Origin of the sequence: Anabaena lutea FACHB-196, assembly GCF_014698305.1 — a bacterium.
Taxonomy (GTDB): domain Bacteria; phylum Cyanobacteriota; class Cyanobacteriia; order Cyanobacteriales; family Nostocaceae; genus Anabaena; species Anabaena lutea.
Genome location: NZ_JACJST010000005.1, coordinates 72,263 through 89,944, shown reverse-complemented (window position 1 = coordinate 89,944; position 17,682 = coordinate 72,263). Strand labels below are relative to the sequence as shown.

Sequence of the window (17,682 nt, the reverse complement as noted above, 5' to 3'; positions counted from 1 at the left end):
GTAAGCCTCCCTGGTATATGTGGTATATGATTCAGTTTTAAACTATGGTTGTAATTCGTTTTTTATTCCAGTTAATAGGATGTATTTGCGTAGGAAGCAAAATCCATAAAATACTTTCTAAATGTCTCATGTTTCCTAGTTTGTGCCAAAATAAACTCAAGGGGGATGATGGTTGACTGTAAAGATAGGTAATGAGAATTTCTAAGTCTTTTAATATCACTATGGGTTTATTTGCATGATCACAAATTTCTTTAATCGCTGCTAATTCTTGACTGATATTTTCCTGGAGAATCAGATATTTTTGTTTGCTGTTAATACGACTAATTAAGTTATCACGATAACTGATAATTTGAGCATTGTTATTAAATGCGAGTTGATGAATTTCTGCATCATGAGGACTATCCCACAATAATAAATGTGGGTAATCTGCTGGTTTTACATCTTGAAGGGATAAATTATTTATTGTTAACATAGGCTTTTTCTAATAAGTTAACAGGATCATCCCAACGACGGATAATTTGATAGGGTGACACTGTGCGTCTTTGTTCAATAATTCCCAAGGATTCTATACTATTTAGATGTTGCTGTAATGTTTCTGGTTGAATACCTAAAACTGGGACAATTCCCATTTTTTGATTGATGATATCGTCTGTTAAAACAGAAGTTTGCTTATTAAAATCTCGCTCCCAAAGTTTAGCAATAAAATAACCAATTAAATGAGAATTAGGAAGTTTAGCTTTTCCTGTTTGATATTTGTCGGTTTTAATTTCTTGGATAATTTGACAATTAGCTAATGCTTGCGGTTCGGTATAAGCTCTTAAAATATATTTGAATCTTTCAGGAATTACTTTAGCTGGTTCTTCAAATATAGGAATACAATTTTGAAATAATTCATCTTTGCTAAATGTGGGATTTTCTGGCAGAAATGTATAAATAAAATAAGTCCATCCTCCCCATTCCGCAGGGTTTTCTGGTATTTGCTTTAAACCTTCATTACCAAAGCTTAAATAAAAGTGCATTAACCAATCGGTAATTATTGATTGTAAATAAAGATCATGTTTTAAAACTATTTTTCCTTCTGGACTTAAATAATTATCTTTAACTAAACCTGCTCTGGTTGCCCAACTTTTAATTTTGCCAACTTTGGCATTACCTAAACCTGTTTTTGTCATCAGGTTTTCTAAGGTGTCTTTTAATCCTTTTTTTTCTGAAGCTGCTTCTAGTATTCTTTTAATTTCTTCTTTTTTGAGGGAGAAGTTACCGTTGAAATGTAGTTGCATTTTAGCCATAGTCTATCCAGTATTCAGTAATATGAGATTTTCAGTTATCTTGCTTAAAAAAAGTTGCCCTCGCAAATAAAAACTGCTATTTGGGTTTGACTGCGGTGGCAGTATTTTCAGTTTTGTTTAAGTGCTGGTGCTGAGTTTATTATAGTGTATATTATGATATTTTAGGAGTCTGAGATACCCGACTTCTTCTTTGTTGCTGTCAAAAAATTTTCAGCTAATGTCAGAAGTCGGGGATCTGGTATTAACCCACAGAAATTACCTGTGGTTGAATTGCTAACTTTTCAGCCGCAGTTAAAACTTCTTGCCTAGCCCATTTATCTGCTGCCAAAATGTCATCTAAAGAGGGATTTTGTTTGTTATGATTTTGATGGCTATCACACACAAATTCAATACACCGAGCAATATCCAAATAGTGAATTTTCTCTTCTAAAAATAAAGCCACAGCTTGTTCATTAGCCGCATTCAAAACCGCCGGCATAGAACCACCAGCCCTACCAGCAGCATAAGCTAAACCCATGCAAGGATATTTTTGATGATCCGGTTCACGGAAAGTTAAATCACCAGATTTTACTAAATTCAATCTTTCCCAATTCGTGTAAATTCGCTCCGGCCAAGATAAAGCATAAAGCAAAGGTAACCGCATATCTGGCCAACCAAGTTGAGCTAGAACTGAAGTATCTTGTAACTCTATTAAAGAGTGAATAATACTTTGAGGATGAATGACAATTTCGATGTTGTCGTAATCCATCCCAAATAAATAATGAGCCTCAATTACTTCCAAACCCTTATTCATCAAAGTTGCAGAATCTACAGTGATTTTTCGCCCCATTGACCAGTTAGGATGTTTAATAGCATCAGCAACTTTTACTTCTGGTAATTTTTCCACAGGCCAATCTCGAAAAGCACCACCGGAAGCAGTCAATAATATCTTTTTTAAACCACCTTTAGGAACACCTTGCAAACATTGAAAAATCGCCGAATGTTCGGAATCTGCGGGTAATAGTTTCACTCCGTGTTTTTCCACCAAAGGTAACACCACAGGAGCGCCGGCAATGATAGTTTCTTTGTTTGCTAAAGCAATATCTTTGCCCGCTTCAATAGCCGCAATGGTTGGTAATAAACCTGCACAACCAACAATACCAGTAACCACCGTTTGGGCATCGCCATAACGAGCAACTTCTATCACTCCCGCTTCACCAGCGAGTAAAATGGGTTGGGGATTTACGTCTTTAATAGCTTCCCGAAGTTCTGGTAATTTCTCAGCAGCCGAAATAGCAGCGATTTGGGGGCGAAACTGGCGAATTTGCGCCGCGAATAACTCCACATTCCGCCCAGCAGCTAATCCGACGATTCGGAACTTATCTGGGTGTTCAGAGACGATATCTAAGGTTTGAGTACCAATTGAGCCAGTAGAACCAAGTAAAGTTATAGCTTTCACAATTATTTAATAATTAACGGTAATTTTAAATATAAATTGCTTCGGCTACTAATTTCCCGATTTTTTGAGAACAGAATTGATATCGCTATCTATAATCTGGCTACAAGAACCTGGCCGCTTATAGATACAAGTTTCTTGCCAACATTTCTGCAAAGTATAGTTTTGATATTGAGATGGTATGGAACGATTGCCAATAATGTAGTTAAAACCTGCTTTTAGCTCTTCAAAATCTGCGGCTTTTTCAACTTGATATATAGGAACATCCTGGTGAAAATAGGTATACCCTCCTGATAAAGCCCAATTAACCCCCCAAAGACCAAGACCACACACTGTATTTTCTGTACTTAAGCTTTGTAAGGCTAGTAAATTATCAGTTGTAGCATACAAATGTGTGTTTTCTAAATTAGTACCAAAAGTAGAAAAATTCAAAGGATTATAGATATTAAATCGGCTGATAAGAGCTACAGAAGTGGAAGTCCAGAGGAATAAACAAAGTAATATTGCTATTACTATTTTTCGAGTTGAAAGCCATCTGTGGGACAAATTTAAAACTAATTCTGCTGTTCCTATTCCTGCTAATATCATCACCATTGGTAATGCAGGATAAATAAAGCGATATTCTTTATGAGCTAAGAAACTGTGAGACAAGATAATAATTAAAGCTGACCATGCCAAAATAGGAATACGACGGGAACCTAAAAAAGCCAGAATAACTATAGGGATAGAAAACCAAGACCAAGTTTTAAGCAATAAAATAAAGTATTCATACCAAGGAGAAACTCCATAAAGTTTACTTCTTCCTTCAACAAGATTTACCCAAATATTTAACCAAAAAGATTGAAAAGGATAAGACCAAGTAAAAGCATCAACAGTTCCGAAGATGAGTAGGGGGGCGATAATTCCTGCTATCATAGGCAACCATTTATGTTGCCACTCTCGTCTACAAATGTAAATTACAATAAAAGCAATACAAGGTAAAAAATGGATTCTTAATGCTAGAGATATTCCCAACCAACATCCTGACAAAAACAACCGATTTCTGAGTTTAAATAAATTATTTTGAACCCCTAAATATATTCCTGGTAACAGAAAATGTGTTGCTACGACTTCGGTAAAAGCTTTGGCAGAAAAGTAGATAATTTCAAACCAGATAGTGCAAATAGCAGCACAAATAAAGGCTGTAATTGTTCCTCCTATTTTTTTTCCCCATAAATATGCGACTAAGATATTACTCAGGGAAAGTAGAGATAAAAAGATATTAATTCCTATTAAGTAGCCAGTAGAACCTTCTCCCAGCCACGAAGTTAGACGCATAATACCGGCTAAAATTCCTGGTAATACCCAGGAACGAATACCGTCTCTAAATTCCCAGGTGACGATACCGTTACCAAAAGCTAGTCGGTGTGCAGGTTCTAGGGTTTGAAAAATTTCATCCGCCCAAAATATATTGGGGAATTTTAAAGCAATACCAACGCGCAGTATTAATGCGAATATAATCAGGATACCTAATAATAGTTTATCTAGTTTAAACAGGTGATTCATCTGTTGTTATGATTGGATCATATCATTCATATAATATGATAAGCCGACAAGTTTTAACTATTATTTTCTGATTCAGATTCCACAACTCCAAACTTCACTTTATTATATAAATACTGTAAAGAAATCTCAAAAGTTACAGTGACAAGAGATATTTTTTCATCTTCTTCATCATACTCATACAAATTCCATCTTTTCTTTCCAGTTTTAGAAAATTGTTCTACATGAATGCGGTTTTGATCAATTAATAAATATTCTTGAAAACTGGGAATTGTTCTGTAAGCTTCAAATTTATCTTCTCTGTCGTAACCTTTGGTAGATTTAGATAAAACTTCAATAATTACCTGGGGATTTGTAATTGTATCTGTGCGATTATTGAAAAATTCTGGTTCATCTGCAATAATCATTACATCTGGATAGGTGTATATTAGTCTTTGGGGTATCCATAGACGTATATCACCCATAAAAACTTCGTAATTTTTATCTCTAAAGGCAAAATTCAGCCCAGAACTGAGATTTAAAGAGATGCGGTTATGATTGATAGATGCACCAGCCATCGGAATAATTTGTCCTTCAATGTATTCGCTTTTGTAGTCAGCAGTTGCTTCTAATTCCAGATATTCCTCTGGGGTGTAATATTGCTTTTCTGTGATTTGCATATTTTTGATTAGAAAGCTATCTATATTAATTTAGCATATTAGCAATAGTTATTGCTAACTATATCCACTATGAATTGGCTAATATTTAATTTTTTGATATTCAAAAGTATACCTTAATTAGTCTTGAACAACAATTGAAATCAGTTTAAAATCGTTAACTTCTCCTATAACTTGACTCTGATTTAAATTCAATTTCTCCAAAGTCTCATTATCCACCAACAAATTAAATTTCTTAGAAAACATTTCCTGCAACACCGAAATAGGAACAGCAATCACTTGACAATCACTATAAAAATCTAAACTAGGACGACTATAAGCAAAAGAAGTATAAATAGTTGTTCCCGCTGGAATATGTTTACGAATTAATGCAGCAACTGGTTTAACTGGAAACGCTTCGTTTAACTCCCATATCCAAGAATTTGAACTCATTAAAAGTAATAAAACTAAATACATTCCAGTAAATAAAACTGGGATAAAATTACGATTTTGCTTAATAACTAACCATGCAGTAATTCCCATACTGATTGCTAAAACAATACTCATGATAATTAATATTGGTTGTGGATCAGCAAAACTAAAATAAATACAACCTCCCAAACCAGCGACAGTCAAAAAAGCAAAGAATCCTCCCATAAATTTGACATTAAACTTCCCTTGCTGCCAAATTTCGCTCAAATTAGCACCAATTGCTAGAGCTAAAAATGGATATATAGGCATCACATACCAGGGAAGTTTTGTACTCATAAATGAGATAGTCCCAAAGTAAATTACTGTGCCGATAATAATCAGAGAACCCCAACTAGTATGACGTTTTCTCCAAGCTAAATATAATCCTCCAGGCAAAAACAATAACCAGGGAAAACCATATTTAAGTATTTCTATGAAATAGTACCAAACAGGTCCACTATGACCTTCTACAGATTCTACAAGTCGCGCAAAAGTTTGTGATTGCAAATTTGTTTGTAAGAAATTCTCTCCATAATGTTGCCATTGGGCAATATACCAAGCAATTGGTAAAGCATTTCCTAAGAATATTCCTAGCCATAAATATAAGCTTTTGAATAAATAAAACTGTCGATTTGCTAATATAAATAAACCTGCAATTCCTCCTAATAGCAAAACTATCATGCCCTTGGTAAGAGTAATTAATCCTAAACTAAAGCCAATTCCTAACGCATAAATTCGCTGCTGACGGGATTTTAAAATACAAAATAATAACAATAAGAAAAATGTAATAACTGCACCATCTAACATTGCTAGTCTGCCATGACGCACCACAGGTAACATAGTCATATAAACCAAAGCAGTAAATAATGCTGGTAAACTTTGGTTAAAAACTAAATTTCCTACGGAATAAAGTAAAGGCACACCTAAAGCAGTTAATACTGCACTTGGTAAGCGTGTTGTCCATTCATTTACACCACCCAAGGAATAAGTAATAGCAATTAACCAGTGTATTAAAGGTGGTTTATTATGATATGGATCACCTCCTAAAGTTGGGTAAAGCCAAACCATTTTATCAACTGGGTTACGCCAAATTTCACGGGCAACTTGGGCTATAGTACCTTCATCCCAATCTCTTAAAGGTGAGTTTCCTAAAAATATTAACCACAGGCATAAAGATGTAAATAAAAAACATAAAAACCAGCGGTTATTCCTCATATTTAAAATAAGATATTGCATAAATTTATGGCGCTCTAACTCATGTTATGACACAGTTAGATGGTAAGGCTGAATGAACTAATTTTAATTGATGAAGGTAGCCGCGATAGTTTCGCTCGCTGTAGGCATCGCTCTTTGAGCATGATCTGGGAATTATATCATCATGATAATCGAGTGCGTTATCTGAGTCTAGTTAGAAATTTTGGTCATCAAGTCTCAGTAGACATAGGAGTGAAAAAGAATGTAAAGCCGAGAATCCCTACCCAGGTCACTTCTCTACAAGGGTTCTGGAGGGAGCATATTTCATTTCTAGAGATGTCTAGTCTCAATAAGAGCCTGAAATATGAAACAGGTTTAAATTTTGAGAAGAGTATCTAGCTTAACGACTAATCATGGCTTGATAATGGGAAACTATAATCAGTTATTTGTTGTCTACATACAGTATGAAATTCCAAAAACAACAATATGCTATTAAAAATTTAATATTTTCTTTAAAAAGAAGGAATGAACTAAAAAAATAAACTACACATTAACAGTGATGCTACTGATAGTTTGTGCCGTTATTTGGAGTTAGATACTCTATTCTTTTTGGCTATTTATGTGGAATAATCATTGATTCATTATCCTACTGTGTTGACAAAAGTACAAAAGTTAGAGATTCATCACTTAAGAGGTTAGCTAAAGACTAACGTATTAGGCAACTCCGTATAATTTATCATGCTAGATTGCGGAATTTCTGTAAGTTTGTATCGCAATTTTCATGATTACTAGTCAGCCGTTAAGTATCTAATATCTAGACAAAATGTGTTATAACCTACCGTCAGAAACCTGACTGATGGTTCAACCCTTAAAGGAGCTACATAGTGGAACAAAATAAGTCGTTTTTTTGGCCTCAGGGAATATTAATTGCCTTGGTTTGCTTAACTGGTACTGTGGGAATTGGGTTGATGCTCCTGGTTAAGCCAAATGCATCTGAAGCTCAAAGCAGCCAAAATTTGAGCGTGAATGAGATGTCCGCCAATGTAGGCACTCAAGAGCGTATTGAAGAATTTAAGACAATGATGCTTAACAGTTGGCAGCAAGAAGCGCAAGCAAAAGGCGTTGCTCCTGATGTGCCACTAAGGTTTCAAGGGGCAACCATTAAGGAAGCAAAACTTCCTCCAGAAGAAAAAGTCATTGCGCTCACCTTTGATGATGGGCCTTGGCCTAAAAGTACAACACAAGTACTGGATATCCTCAAAAAGAATAAAGTTAAAGGGACATTTTTTGTTGTTGGGCAAAATGTCAAGATTTATCCCGACTTAACCAAGCGGGTAGTTGCTGAAGGCCACACCATTGCTAATCATACCTGGCATCATTGGTATCACCACATGAACCCGCAAGTGGCAGCCTATGAAGTTGCTAATACTACAGACATTATTTATAAAACTACAGGTGTGAAAACCAGTTTATTTCGTCCACCCGGCGGCCATATGACTAATGGAGTAGCCGGTTACGCCAGAAATAATAAGTATGCAATTATTATGTGGTCTTCTGACTCAGTAGACTACTCTCGTCCATCTGTACCTAAATTAATTAATAATATCTTTAGGGCTGCAAAACCAGGCGGTATCGTATTAATGCACGATGGTGGTGGTGATCGCTCTCACACTGTCAAGGCTTTACCAGAAATTATCAGTAAGTTCCGCAAGCAGGGTTATAAGTTTGTTACTATCCCCGAACTTTTAGAACTACAAGATAAAAATCAGGCGTTAGTTGCTAACAAGAAGTAATTACAGCAGAATTCAGGAGTCAGTAGGGGCGTATTGCAATACGCCCGTACAGGAGTCAGGAGTAAAACTGGCGAATGTGTCTAGGTTTCAATTTTGATTCTGTACCGTATGACTACGCCACGCAAGCTATCGGCTGACGCTCACGGTGAAGCCTCATTGATCTGCAATCTGCTGTAAGTAAATCACCTGTTTTCAGGGCGGGGAAACCCCGCCCCTACGGATTAAACAGAACTTAGTTGTTTGTGTTCTGAAGTTGCTTCAGGATTCGTTTCTGGACTGTCGGCTTCAGAAGGTGGGACTAATTGCCAGAACTTGGGTAAATATTCTTCCCAGTTTTGGATAATTAGCTTCGCTTTGGGTGAATCTGTGCGATCGCTATGAGTTTTAATTAACTCATAAAGTTGTTTTGCACCTGCGTCTGTCACTACCCGCTGGGTTTTGACAATAGCTTTGTTGACTAATTCCGGGAAAGAACCATCTTCATCTAAGAAATATCCCAGTCCCCCTGTCATACCTGCACCTACGTTTCGTCCGACTTTCCCCAGGACAACAATCACCCCACCAGTCATGTACTCACAGCAATGATCCCCAGCGCCTTCAATGACGGCTGTACCTTTAGAATTACGTACAGCAAAGCGTTCTCCAGCTAAACCATTGGCAAATAACACACCACCGGTCGCACCATAAAGACAAGTATTGCCAACTATCACATTTTGTGCTGGGTCATAAGTAGCTTCTGCTGGGGGTTTAATGATAATTTCCCCACCATGCATTCCCTTACCTACGTAGTCGTTAGCTTCACCGGTCAGAGTTAATGTTAAACCAGGTAGATTAAACGCGCCAAAGCTTTGCCCGACACTTCCCAGGAAATTGAGGTTAATTTGCCCTTCAAAGCCGCTATCGCCGTATTGGGAAGCGATCGCTCCCGCTAATCTTGCACCCACTGTTCTATCAGTGTTGACAATAGAAATCGTCTTGTTGACAGTAGTTTGATTCTTGATTGCAGCTTGAATATCGGCATCAGCCAGCAATTGGTCATCCACAACTGCACCGTTGCTGTGAACTTCTTCATGTACCAACCAGCTACGGTTTAGTTTTGCGTCTGGTAGCTTAGTTAAGCAATCCAGATTCAGGGCTTGAGTTTTGGTGAGATTGACATGAGAACGCACTGTTAACAAATCTCCCCTACCAATCAATTCAGTGAGAGAACGATAACCCAGCCTAGCTAACAGACTACGGACTTCTTCCGCGACAAAATAGAAGAAATTAACAACGTGTTCTGGGATACCGCTAAAACGTAGACGTAGTTCTTCTTTCTGAGTAGCAACACCTTTAGGACAGGTATTTAAATGACATACCCGCGCCATAATACAGCCTTCAGCAATCATGGCGATTGAACCGAAACCGAACTCCTCCGCGCCCATTAATGCACCGATGAGAACATCCCAGCCACTCTTGAGACCGCCATCTACTCGCAGAATGACGCGATCGCGCAAACTATTCTCCATCAATACCCGATGCACTTCACTTAACCCGAGTTCCCACGGGCTGCCAGCGTGTTTAATAGAACTCAAAGGTGATGCCCCAGTACCGCCATCATGACCAGAAATCTGGATAATATCAGCGTTGGCTTTGGCTACACCAGCCGCAATTGTGCCAATGCCAATTTCTGCGACTAGCTTCACGGAAACTTGTGCTTTTGGGTTAATTTGATGCAAATCAAAAATCAACTGCGCCAAATCTTCAATTGAGTAAATATCATGGTGTGGCGGCGGTGAAATCAAAGTCACTCCGGGCTTAGAACGCCGCAACATGGCGATGTAAGGACTTACTTTTGGCCCTGGTAGTTGTCCACCTTCACCTGGTTTTGCACCTTGGGCGATTTTGATTTCAATTTGTTTGGCGCTGGCTAAATATCCTGGAGTTACACCAAAGCGACCTGATGCTACTTGCTTGATGGCACTCGCAGCCGTGTCACCATTCCGTAACCCATTCAAGTGGGGAAGAGTGGGTGAATGACCAGATGAGTCAACATCATTTAACACTTTGTAACGAACTGGATCTTCGCCACCTTCACCAGAGTTAGATTTACCCCCAATGCGATTCATGGCAATGGCAAGTGTCTCATGTGCTTCTCGTGACAATGCACCTAAAGACATTCCCCCAGTACAGAAGCGTTTGACAATCTCGCTAACTGATTCTACTTGTTCAATGGGGATAGATGGGCGATCGCTTTCAAAATCCAGCAAATCCCGTAAAGCCGTTGCCGGTCTACCTTCTAAATGCTTTTTGTAAACTTCGTAATGGTCATAATGCTTACCGTCTACAGCCTTATGCAGCGCCTTAGACAGTTCCGGGCTATTCATGTGGTATTCACCACCGGGACGGTACTGGACAAAGCCCAGATTTTCTAACTTTTTGGTTGTTAGTTCTGGGAAAGCTTTGCTATGGAAAGAAAGCACCTCTTGAGCTAATTCCATGCAACTCAGACCACCAATCCGGGAAGTAGTCCCCCAGAAACCCAAAGCTAACAAATCTCCACCGATACCAATAGCTTCAAAAATTTGTGCGGCTTGATAGCTAGAAAGCAGGGAAATTCCCATTTTTGAGAGAATTTTCAGCAAACCTGACTCTACAGCTTGACGATAATTAGCGATCGCTTGTTCAAGAGTCAACGGATTAATTTTACCCCTTTCCATAAACTGTTGCGTTTTCGGGTCAGACCACCAATCCCGCACAGTATCCAAAGCCATATACGGACAAACCGCACCAGCACCGTAGCCCAGCAGACAAGCAAAATGGTGAGTACTCCAACATTGAGCCGTATGCACTACCAGCGATGTTTTCATCCGCAAACCTTGGCGGATTAAGTAATGGTGGACAGCACCCACAGCTAACAAAGGTGGAATGTAGGTTAATTCTGCACCAATTCCCTCTTTGTCCCCCTTATTAAGGGGGGTAGGGGGGATCTTATCACTCAATATCAAAATCTTCGCACCAGCCTGGACTGATTCCGCTGCTTGTTTTTGTAAAGATTCCACCGCAGCTTTCAAACCATCTGGCCCCGAAGCAATGGGGAATAAAGTTGATAACTCCGCCGTCGCAAATCCTGATAACTTAATTGCATCCAATTCTGTATCAGTCAGCACTGGCGACTCTAGCTTTAATTTCCGAGCGTGTTCTGGCTTGGGTTCCAACAAGTTACCCCTCTCACCCAGTTCCACTGTCAAGGACATCACCAGTTTTTCCCGTAAAGGGTCAATGGGTGGGTTAGTCACCTGTGCAAAACGCTGTTTAAAATAGTCATACAGCAGGTGAGGTTTTTCTGACAGCACAGCCAAGGGAATATCATCCCCCATGCAAAAAGTTGGTTCTGCACCTGCACTGGCCATGGGCTGAATTACCATTTCCACATCTTCTGATGTGTAGCCGAAAGCAATTTGCTGTTGCAGTAAGGTTTGTTTATCGATCTTGCCAGTTATTAGTTGCTCGTTGTCAGTTGGATGATGACCGTTACCATTACCATTCCCGTTACCATTAACAAAGGACGGTTTTACTAACTGTTTCAGTTCTTGGCGGTACTGTTGCAGCCATTCTCCATAAGGATACTGTTTAGCAATCCGCTGTTTAATTTCCCAATTCTTGAGAACTTCCTGGGTTGTCAAATCCACCGCAATCATTTGTCCCGGCCCCAGTCGGCCTTTTTCAATAATATTTGCTTCTGGGAATTCCACTACACCAGCTTCAGAAGCCACGACGATATAATCATCTTTGGTAATCACATAGCGAGCCGGTCTTAAGCCATTTCGATCTAATGTTGCACCAACTTTTTTCCCATCACTAAATACCAAAAGTGCTGGGCCGTCCCAAGCTTCTTGTAGACCGCTGTAATATTCATAAAAATCAACAATTTCTGGATAATTCTGCAAAGAAGGTTGATTTTTGTAAGCTTCTGGAACCATCATCATTAAAGCTTCCAAGGGGCTACGTCCAGAACGCACCAGCAACTCCAGTACATTATCGAGTGTGGCTGAGTCGCTACTGTCAATATTTACCAGTGGCTTGAACTCGTCAGCACGTCCATTCCACACTGGATGATCTAAGGTAGCTTCTCGTGCCATCATCCAGTTAATGTTACCCAACAGTGTGTTAATTTCACCATTGTGACCCAACAGCCGCATCGGTTGCGCCAAAGGCCACTTGGGCATAGTGTTGGTACTAAAGCGGCGATGATAAACTGCAAAAGCACTGTTGAAAGCCGGATTTTTTAAATCCTCATAAAATTCTCCCAACACTGCCGAACGCACCATGCCTTTGTAGACAATTGTCCGGTTTGACAAGGAGCAAACATAAAATTCTTCAGAAATGTTTTTGGTCGCTTTGGCAATACGACGACGAGTGATATACAGTTCTCTTTCTAGTTCATCACCACTTTTATCAGCCGAAGCTAGAAAAACCTGTTCTATTTGGGGTTGATTTTCTCTGGCTTGTACACCCAACAAATCTGCACGCACAGGGACTACTCGCCAGCCCAGTACAGTCAAGTTTTCCGCTTTTGCAACTTGCTCAAATGTAGCTTTTGCTTGTTGGGCAGCAAGCTGATCTTGGGGTAAAAATATCATCCCCACAGCCATCTTACCAGTGTCGGCAACATTAATTCCTTCTTGTTGGAACAATTCCCAAGGAATTGCTGTCAAAATCCCTGCGCCATCGCCTGAATCTTGGTCTGCGCTACATCCGCCTCTGTGTTCTAAGCACGTTAGGGCGGTTAAGGCTTTTGCCAAAATTTCATGACTAGCTCGATTTTGGCGATGGGCTATAAAACCCACACCACAAGCATCTCGTTCTTCTACTAACCATCTTTGTCCTTGGTATGTATCCTTGATTTCCATCTCTGACAATGTAATGTTCTGACCCTGATTCAACGATTGACGATTCATACTCTATATCCTGAAATGTTGAGTTACGGATTTTGCCAATATTGCTACTGCTGAGAAGAAAAATTTCTAACTTTAACGATGGAGAAATACATAATCACGAAAATTTAGGGAAAAAAAATTTTAACTTCGGGGTTACTTTATGGATCACCCGTGTTAAAATTATTGCGTTATTTTTTTTAGGTGTTTATGTACTGTTAGAAAAGCTATCTTTGTCTGGATAATCTATTTTCCCTGACATTATTCGTATTTAGATACTGAATCTAATTATTTCTATGCTTTTTGAAACTATTACACTATATGTCCATTTGACAATTCCTACTAGTTTCATTGGCAACTGTACTTCACTGAATTTGCAACTATAGCAGCTATCGGTGAGGTTGGAAGATAATTACATTTGGCTTTAAACGCTGGGACTACTATTATAGACTTTTTTTAAAAAGTGTCATTTAGAACATTGACTGATAGTAGTTTTGGGGGAAAAGTTGCTTGCCTGTTTTTACTGGTTATAAAAATCCAACTTAAATAATATCACGGTTGTTGCAAAATAAAGTCATAATTTTTTAAGATTTCCTCATAAATTAGTCAAGAAGACGCTCTTATACCCCATGTCTAAAGCCAGGGGATTCCAGCGAGGAATGTCTTTTTTCTTCTCCACGACTCAAGTCAGGGGCTTGAAACCATTTGCGTCGAACATCGGACACGGGCGACTCTCCGCGTCGCCCTTCGGGTTCGGAAGTGATGCCTCCGGCACGTCCTTCGGACGAACGGACTCGACGGGAACCGCCAAGACTCCGACTTCCTCACCGCGTCTCCCACTCTGGAGCGTCCTCTTCGGTCAGGTAGCTCTGAGGGTGGTAATTTTCATAAGTACTGAAGTTAAGGTTAGTAAAAATGACGAATTCTTGCCGACGAGCAGACTTTAATACCATTACCCTAAATTTTAAGAACAGGTTTTTCCGCTACTCTATCCCTCTTCTATCAACAGCACTGTGCTTAACTGCTACTGTTGCTACTAACGCTCAACCAGTTCCTATTCTGACTTCTCCCTCACCTGCTTCTGGAGAAATAATCCCATCTGGTAATCAAATTTCTCTCAACGGTCGGACTTTAACAGGGGCTTGGTTACAGGAATCGGGAAATACTGGTAAGGTGACAACTCATTTGAGTGATGGGGCATTCAGACAATTAATCGGGGTAGATTTATTAAATACTAGTAACCCTACTCAACAACCGGTGGAGTGGTTTTCGTCAATCAAACCACCATTAGCTTTAAACGCCAAGTTGTGGAGAGGATATCGTTATTTAGATATTTCTAGTTTTGCACAAACAGCAGGCTGGCAGATGCAGGCTAATGGCAATACTTTGGTGATTTCTACCCCCCCAGCAAAAATTACCAATCTTCGTTTGGGAAAAAGACCTGTGGGTGAGAGACTGGTTGTGGATTTAGATATTCCCACTCCTTGGCAAGTTACACAAGGTCAAGCTATCAAAAGACCCATCGACCCTCAAGAACCAACTTCCTCAACTACCAGACCGCCAAATCGAGAATGGACAATTACTTTAGATGCGATCGCCGATCCGGCTTTAATTCAACGTTATACTCCCCAGCCAATCATATTACCGCCAACCGGGTTAAAACAATTACCATCAGCACCAACTTCTGACCCACTGATTCAAAAAGTGGAGATAGTCAATAATCAAACTATGATCAGTCTTAGTGTTCCCTTTGGTCTTTCACCGCGTATTAGTGCGATCGCTAACCCCAATCGCTTAATTATAGATATTCAACCTGATGCTTTGGTAGCAAAGGATATCACTTGGGCAAAGGGATTACGCTGGCAACAAAAGTTTGTCACTTTAGGTAAAGACAGCTTTCCAGTTGTATGGTTAGACATTAATCCCCGTATCGTAGGTTTAACACTTAAACCTATGTGGGTAAATTCCGATATTTTAGCAGGCACTGCCCCCTTGATTCAAACTGCACAACGTTATTTAGCAGTAGCAGGTATTAATGGTGGTTATTTTAACCGCAATAATAGATTACCTTTAGGAGCTATTCGTCGGGATAATCAGTGGATATCTGGGCCGATTTTAAATCGGGGTGCGATCGCTTGGAATGATTCAGGACAATTTTACTTTGGCCGTCTCACCTTAAATGAAAATTTAATCAGTGCCAATAACCAGTCTTTACCCATTCTTTTTCTTAACAGTGGCTATGCCCAAACTGGTATTGCTCGTTATACATCGGTTTGGGGCAGTACTTATACACCTCTCACAGACAACGAAATCCTCCTAGTTGTCCAAAATGACCAAATTACCAATCAGCTACCTGGTGGTAAAGCAGGTGTCACCCCCGTTCCCATTCCCCAAAACGGCTACCTCCTCACCTTACGCGGTACTGCTACTACTAACGTCAATAAATTGCCTATTGGCACAAAAGTCAGTATTACCAGCAATACTACTCCCACCGATTTTAGCCGTTATCCCCACATTGTCGGCGCAGGTCCACTCTTGATTCAAAATCGGCAAATTGTTCTCGATGCCAAAGCTGAAAAATTCAGCGCCGCTTTTATCTCTGAAAAAGCAGTTCGCAGTGCCATTTGTACCACCAATACAGGTAATTTGATGATTGCCGCCGTGCATAATCGGGCTGGTGGAGCAGGAGCTACCTTAGCCGAACACGCCCAATTAATGCAGGTTATGGGCTGTGTAAATGCCCTGAATTTGGACGGTGGTAGTTCTACTAGTTTATACTTGGGAGGGCAATTACTCGACCGTTCCCCCAGTACTGCGGCTCGTGTCCATAACGCTATTGGTATTTTCCTGAACCCAGAACCATAAGCCAATTGCAACCTAGAAATGCAAAATTATAGAAAAAATTTTTCATGATTTTGCATTATGATTCTTCCATTCCTTTTTAAAGTTGAGAACAAGCTGGCATTTTCTTTGATGAAGAGTTAGTATAGACCCAAAAGTTTTACTGGTAATCAGTTACGCCATGACATTTAATTTTGCTATGGTTAGCAAAGTGAAATTAAATTGCTAATTTTCACTATTTAAATATCACGTCAAATTCGTAAGGATTCAGGATACAGAATGTTTGATAGCAGGGAACTCTTAACAGGGAACAGAAGAGAAAATATTCTTCATCCTTCTTTCTTTCTAACTCCTGACTCCTGACTCCTGACTCCTGAATTCTTACTCAAATTCTTGCATCCCTTATTCAGAATAATAAATTTTTTGTATGTCTCCATCTGAGGTAACTATGGCTTCATTTACAGAAACAGCCCAAACTAACACTCTCACCCTCAACGCAGCCCTCAATTCTAAAAGTATCGCTGCTAGTGAATTACGTCCTTGGGGTTCTTTTACAGTTTTGGAAGAAGGGCGCGGATATAAAATTAAGCGGATTGAAGTTAAGCCTGGACATCGCCTCAGTCTACAAATGCACCACCACCGTAGCGAACACTGGATTGTGGTTTCAGGTACAGCTAGAGTAGTTTGTGGCGAGAAAGAAGTTTTACTCAGTAATAATCAGTCAACCTATGTACCTCAATGTACTGTTCATCGTTTAGAGAATCCTGGGGTAATTCCCTTAGTATTAATTGAAGTCCAAAATGGCGAATATTTAGGTGAGGATGATATTATTCGCTACCAAGATGATTACGCTCGTACAGAAAAGTAAGCATGGGAAATTGAGCAAAAGGTGATATCCTGTCCGGTTGAATACTTATCATTAGGGAACCGCACTCTGACGCGGAAAGTTTTTTGATTAGCAATTAGCCGGACTTAATATGATTGGGTAATTTTCCTGCTCCTCTTCAACTCTGGAACTTCTTGTCCACAAGTGTCAAACTCCCGTTAATATGATGATGGAGTTTGTGCAACAAAAATTCCATGATTAATGTGAGTCCAGCAGCCGCAAATGAAATTGGGCGATTAAAATCCAAGCAACAGCCAAATATCTTGTTTCGCTTGCAAGTGAAACCTGGTGGATGTTCTGGGTTGTTTTATGATATTTCTTTTGATGAAGTCATCAAAGTCGAAGATCAGGTTTTTGACGTTAATGGCACTCAAGTAGTCCTAGACGCTCAAAGCATGAATTATATTACTGGGTTGGTATTGGATTATTCAGAAGACTTGATGGGTGGTGGTTTTCGCTTCCATAACCCACTAGCGATCGCTACCTGTAGCTGTGGAAATTCCTTCTCTATTCATGTATAGCAGGCGACAGGGATAGGTGAAAAAATTAATTGCTGCGAATCCACTCCAGATAGCGAAGCGTGGTATAAGTCATACACCTGACTACAGAATTCCTATTTTATTTTTGAAATACACCTAGAGTGGGCATTGCCTACAGGAATTAAAATTTTTCAAAAATGA

General features: G+C 39.5%; 11 protein-coding genes. 4 read left to right on the top strand and 7 right to left on the bottom strand.

All coding sequences use genetic code 11. The annotated features are described in order from the left end of the window. Positions 1–37: 37 nt before the first annotated feature. From H6G59_RS07415 to H6G59_RS07390, 6 genes are all read right to left on the bottom strand, one after another. Positions 38–472: a hypothetical protein gene (locus H6G59_RS07415; RefSeq protein ID WP_190712934.1), complete on the bottom strand. Its 435-nt coding sequence runs from the start codon at positions 470–472 to the stop codon at positions 38–40. Continuing rightward, complete coding sequence (locus H6G59_RS07410) at positions 456–1,289, bottom strand: DUF4007 family protein (RefSeq protein WP_190712932.1); 834 nt, start codon at positions 1,287–1,289, stop codon at positions 456–458. Before H6G59_RS07410 ends, H6G59_RS07415 begins: the two co-directional genes overlap by 17 nt. A 241-nt stretch (positions 1,290–1,530) precedes the next feature. Next, positions 1,531–2,727, bottom strand: coding sequence for a 1-deoxy-D-xylulose-5-phosphate reductoisomerase (locus H6G59_RS07405; protein ID WP_190712930.1), 1,197 nt, complete (start codon positions 2,725–2,727; stop codon positions 1,531–1,533). A gap of 48 nt (positions 2,728–2,775) precedes the next feature. Further along, positions 2,776–4,269, bottom strand: coding sequence for a glycosyltransferase family protein (locus H6G59_RS07400; RefSeq protein ID WP_190712928.1), 1,494 nt, complete (start codon positions 4,267–4,269; stop codon positions 2,776–2,778). A 53-nt stretch (positions 4,270–4,322) separates the two neighbouring features. Then, positions 4,323–4,925 carry a Uma2 family endonuclease gene (locus tag H6G59_RS07395; RefSeq protein ID WP_190712926.1) on the bottom strand — a complete coding sequence of 201 codons (603 nt, stop codon included), beginning with the start codon at positions 4,923–4,925 and terminating at the stop codon, positions 4,323–4,325. A gap of 117 nt (positions 4,926–5,042) precedes the next feature. After that, positions 5,043–6,608, bottom strand: coding sequence for an ArnT family glycosyltransferase (locus H6G59_RS07390; protein ID WP_422602021.1), 1,566 nt, complete (start codon positions 6,606–6,608; stop codon positions 5,043–5,045). A gap of 842 nt (positions 6,609–7,450) precedes the next feature. Here H6G59_RS07390 and H6G59_RS07385 point away from each other — a divergent pair. Beyond that, the gene (locus H6G59_RS07385) at positions 7,451–8,359 is read left to right on the top strand and encodes a polysaccharide deacetylase family protein (protein WP_190712924.1); all 909 of its coding nucleotides are present in this window, start codon (positions 7,451–7,453) and stop codon (positions 8,357–8,359) included. 221 nt (positions 8,360–8,580) lie between these two features. On the opposite strand, the gene gltB is transcribed toward H6G59_RS07385, so the two are convergent. Continuing rightward, entirely contained in the window at positions 8,581–13,299 is a 4,719-nt protein-coding gene (gltB, locus tag H6G59_RS07380; RefSeq protein ID WP_190712922.1) for a glutamate synthase large subunit, read from the bottom strand. Between the two features lie 891 nt (positions 13,300–14,190). Here gltB and H6G59_RS07375 point away from each other — a divergent pair. From H6G59_RS07375 to H6G59_RS07365, 3 genes are all read left to right on the top strand, one after another. Next, positions 14,191–16,140 (top strand): phosphodiester glycosidase family protein, encoded by a 1,950-nt coding sequence (locus H6G59_RS07375; protein ID WP_190712920.1) that lies wholly within the window; start codon positions 14,191–14,193, stop codon positions 16,138–16,140. 424 nt (positions 16,141–16,564) lie between these two features. Beyond that, the gene (locus tag H6G59_RS07370; protein ID WP_190712918.1) at positions 16,565–16,984 is read left to right on the top strand and encodes a phosphomannose isomerase type II C-terminal cupin domain; all 420 of its coding nucleotides are present in this window, start codon (positions 16,565–16,567) and stop codon (positions 16,982–16,984) included. A 212-nt stretch (positions 16,985–17,196) separates the two neighbouring features. Further along, entirely contained in the window at positions 17,197–17,523 is a 327-nt protein-coding gene (locus H6G59_RS07365; RefSeq protein ID WP_190712916.1) for a HesB/IscA family protein, read from the top strand. Positions 17,524–17,682 lie beyond the last annotated feature (159 nt).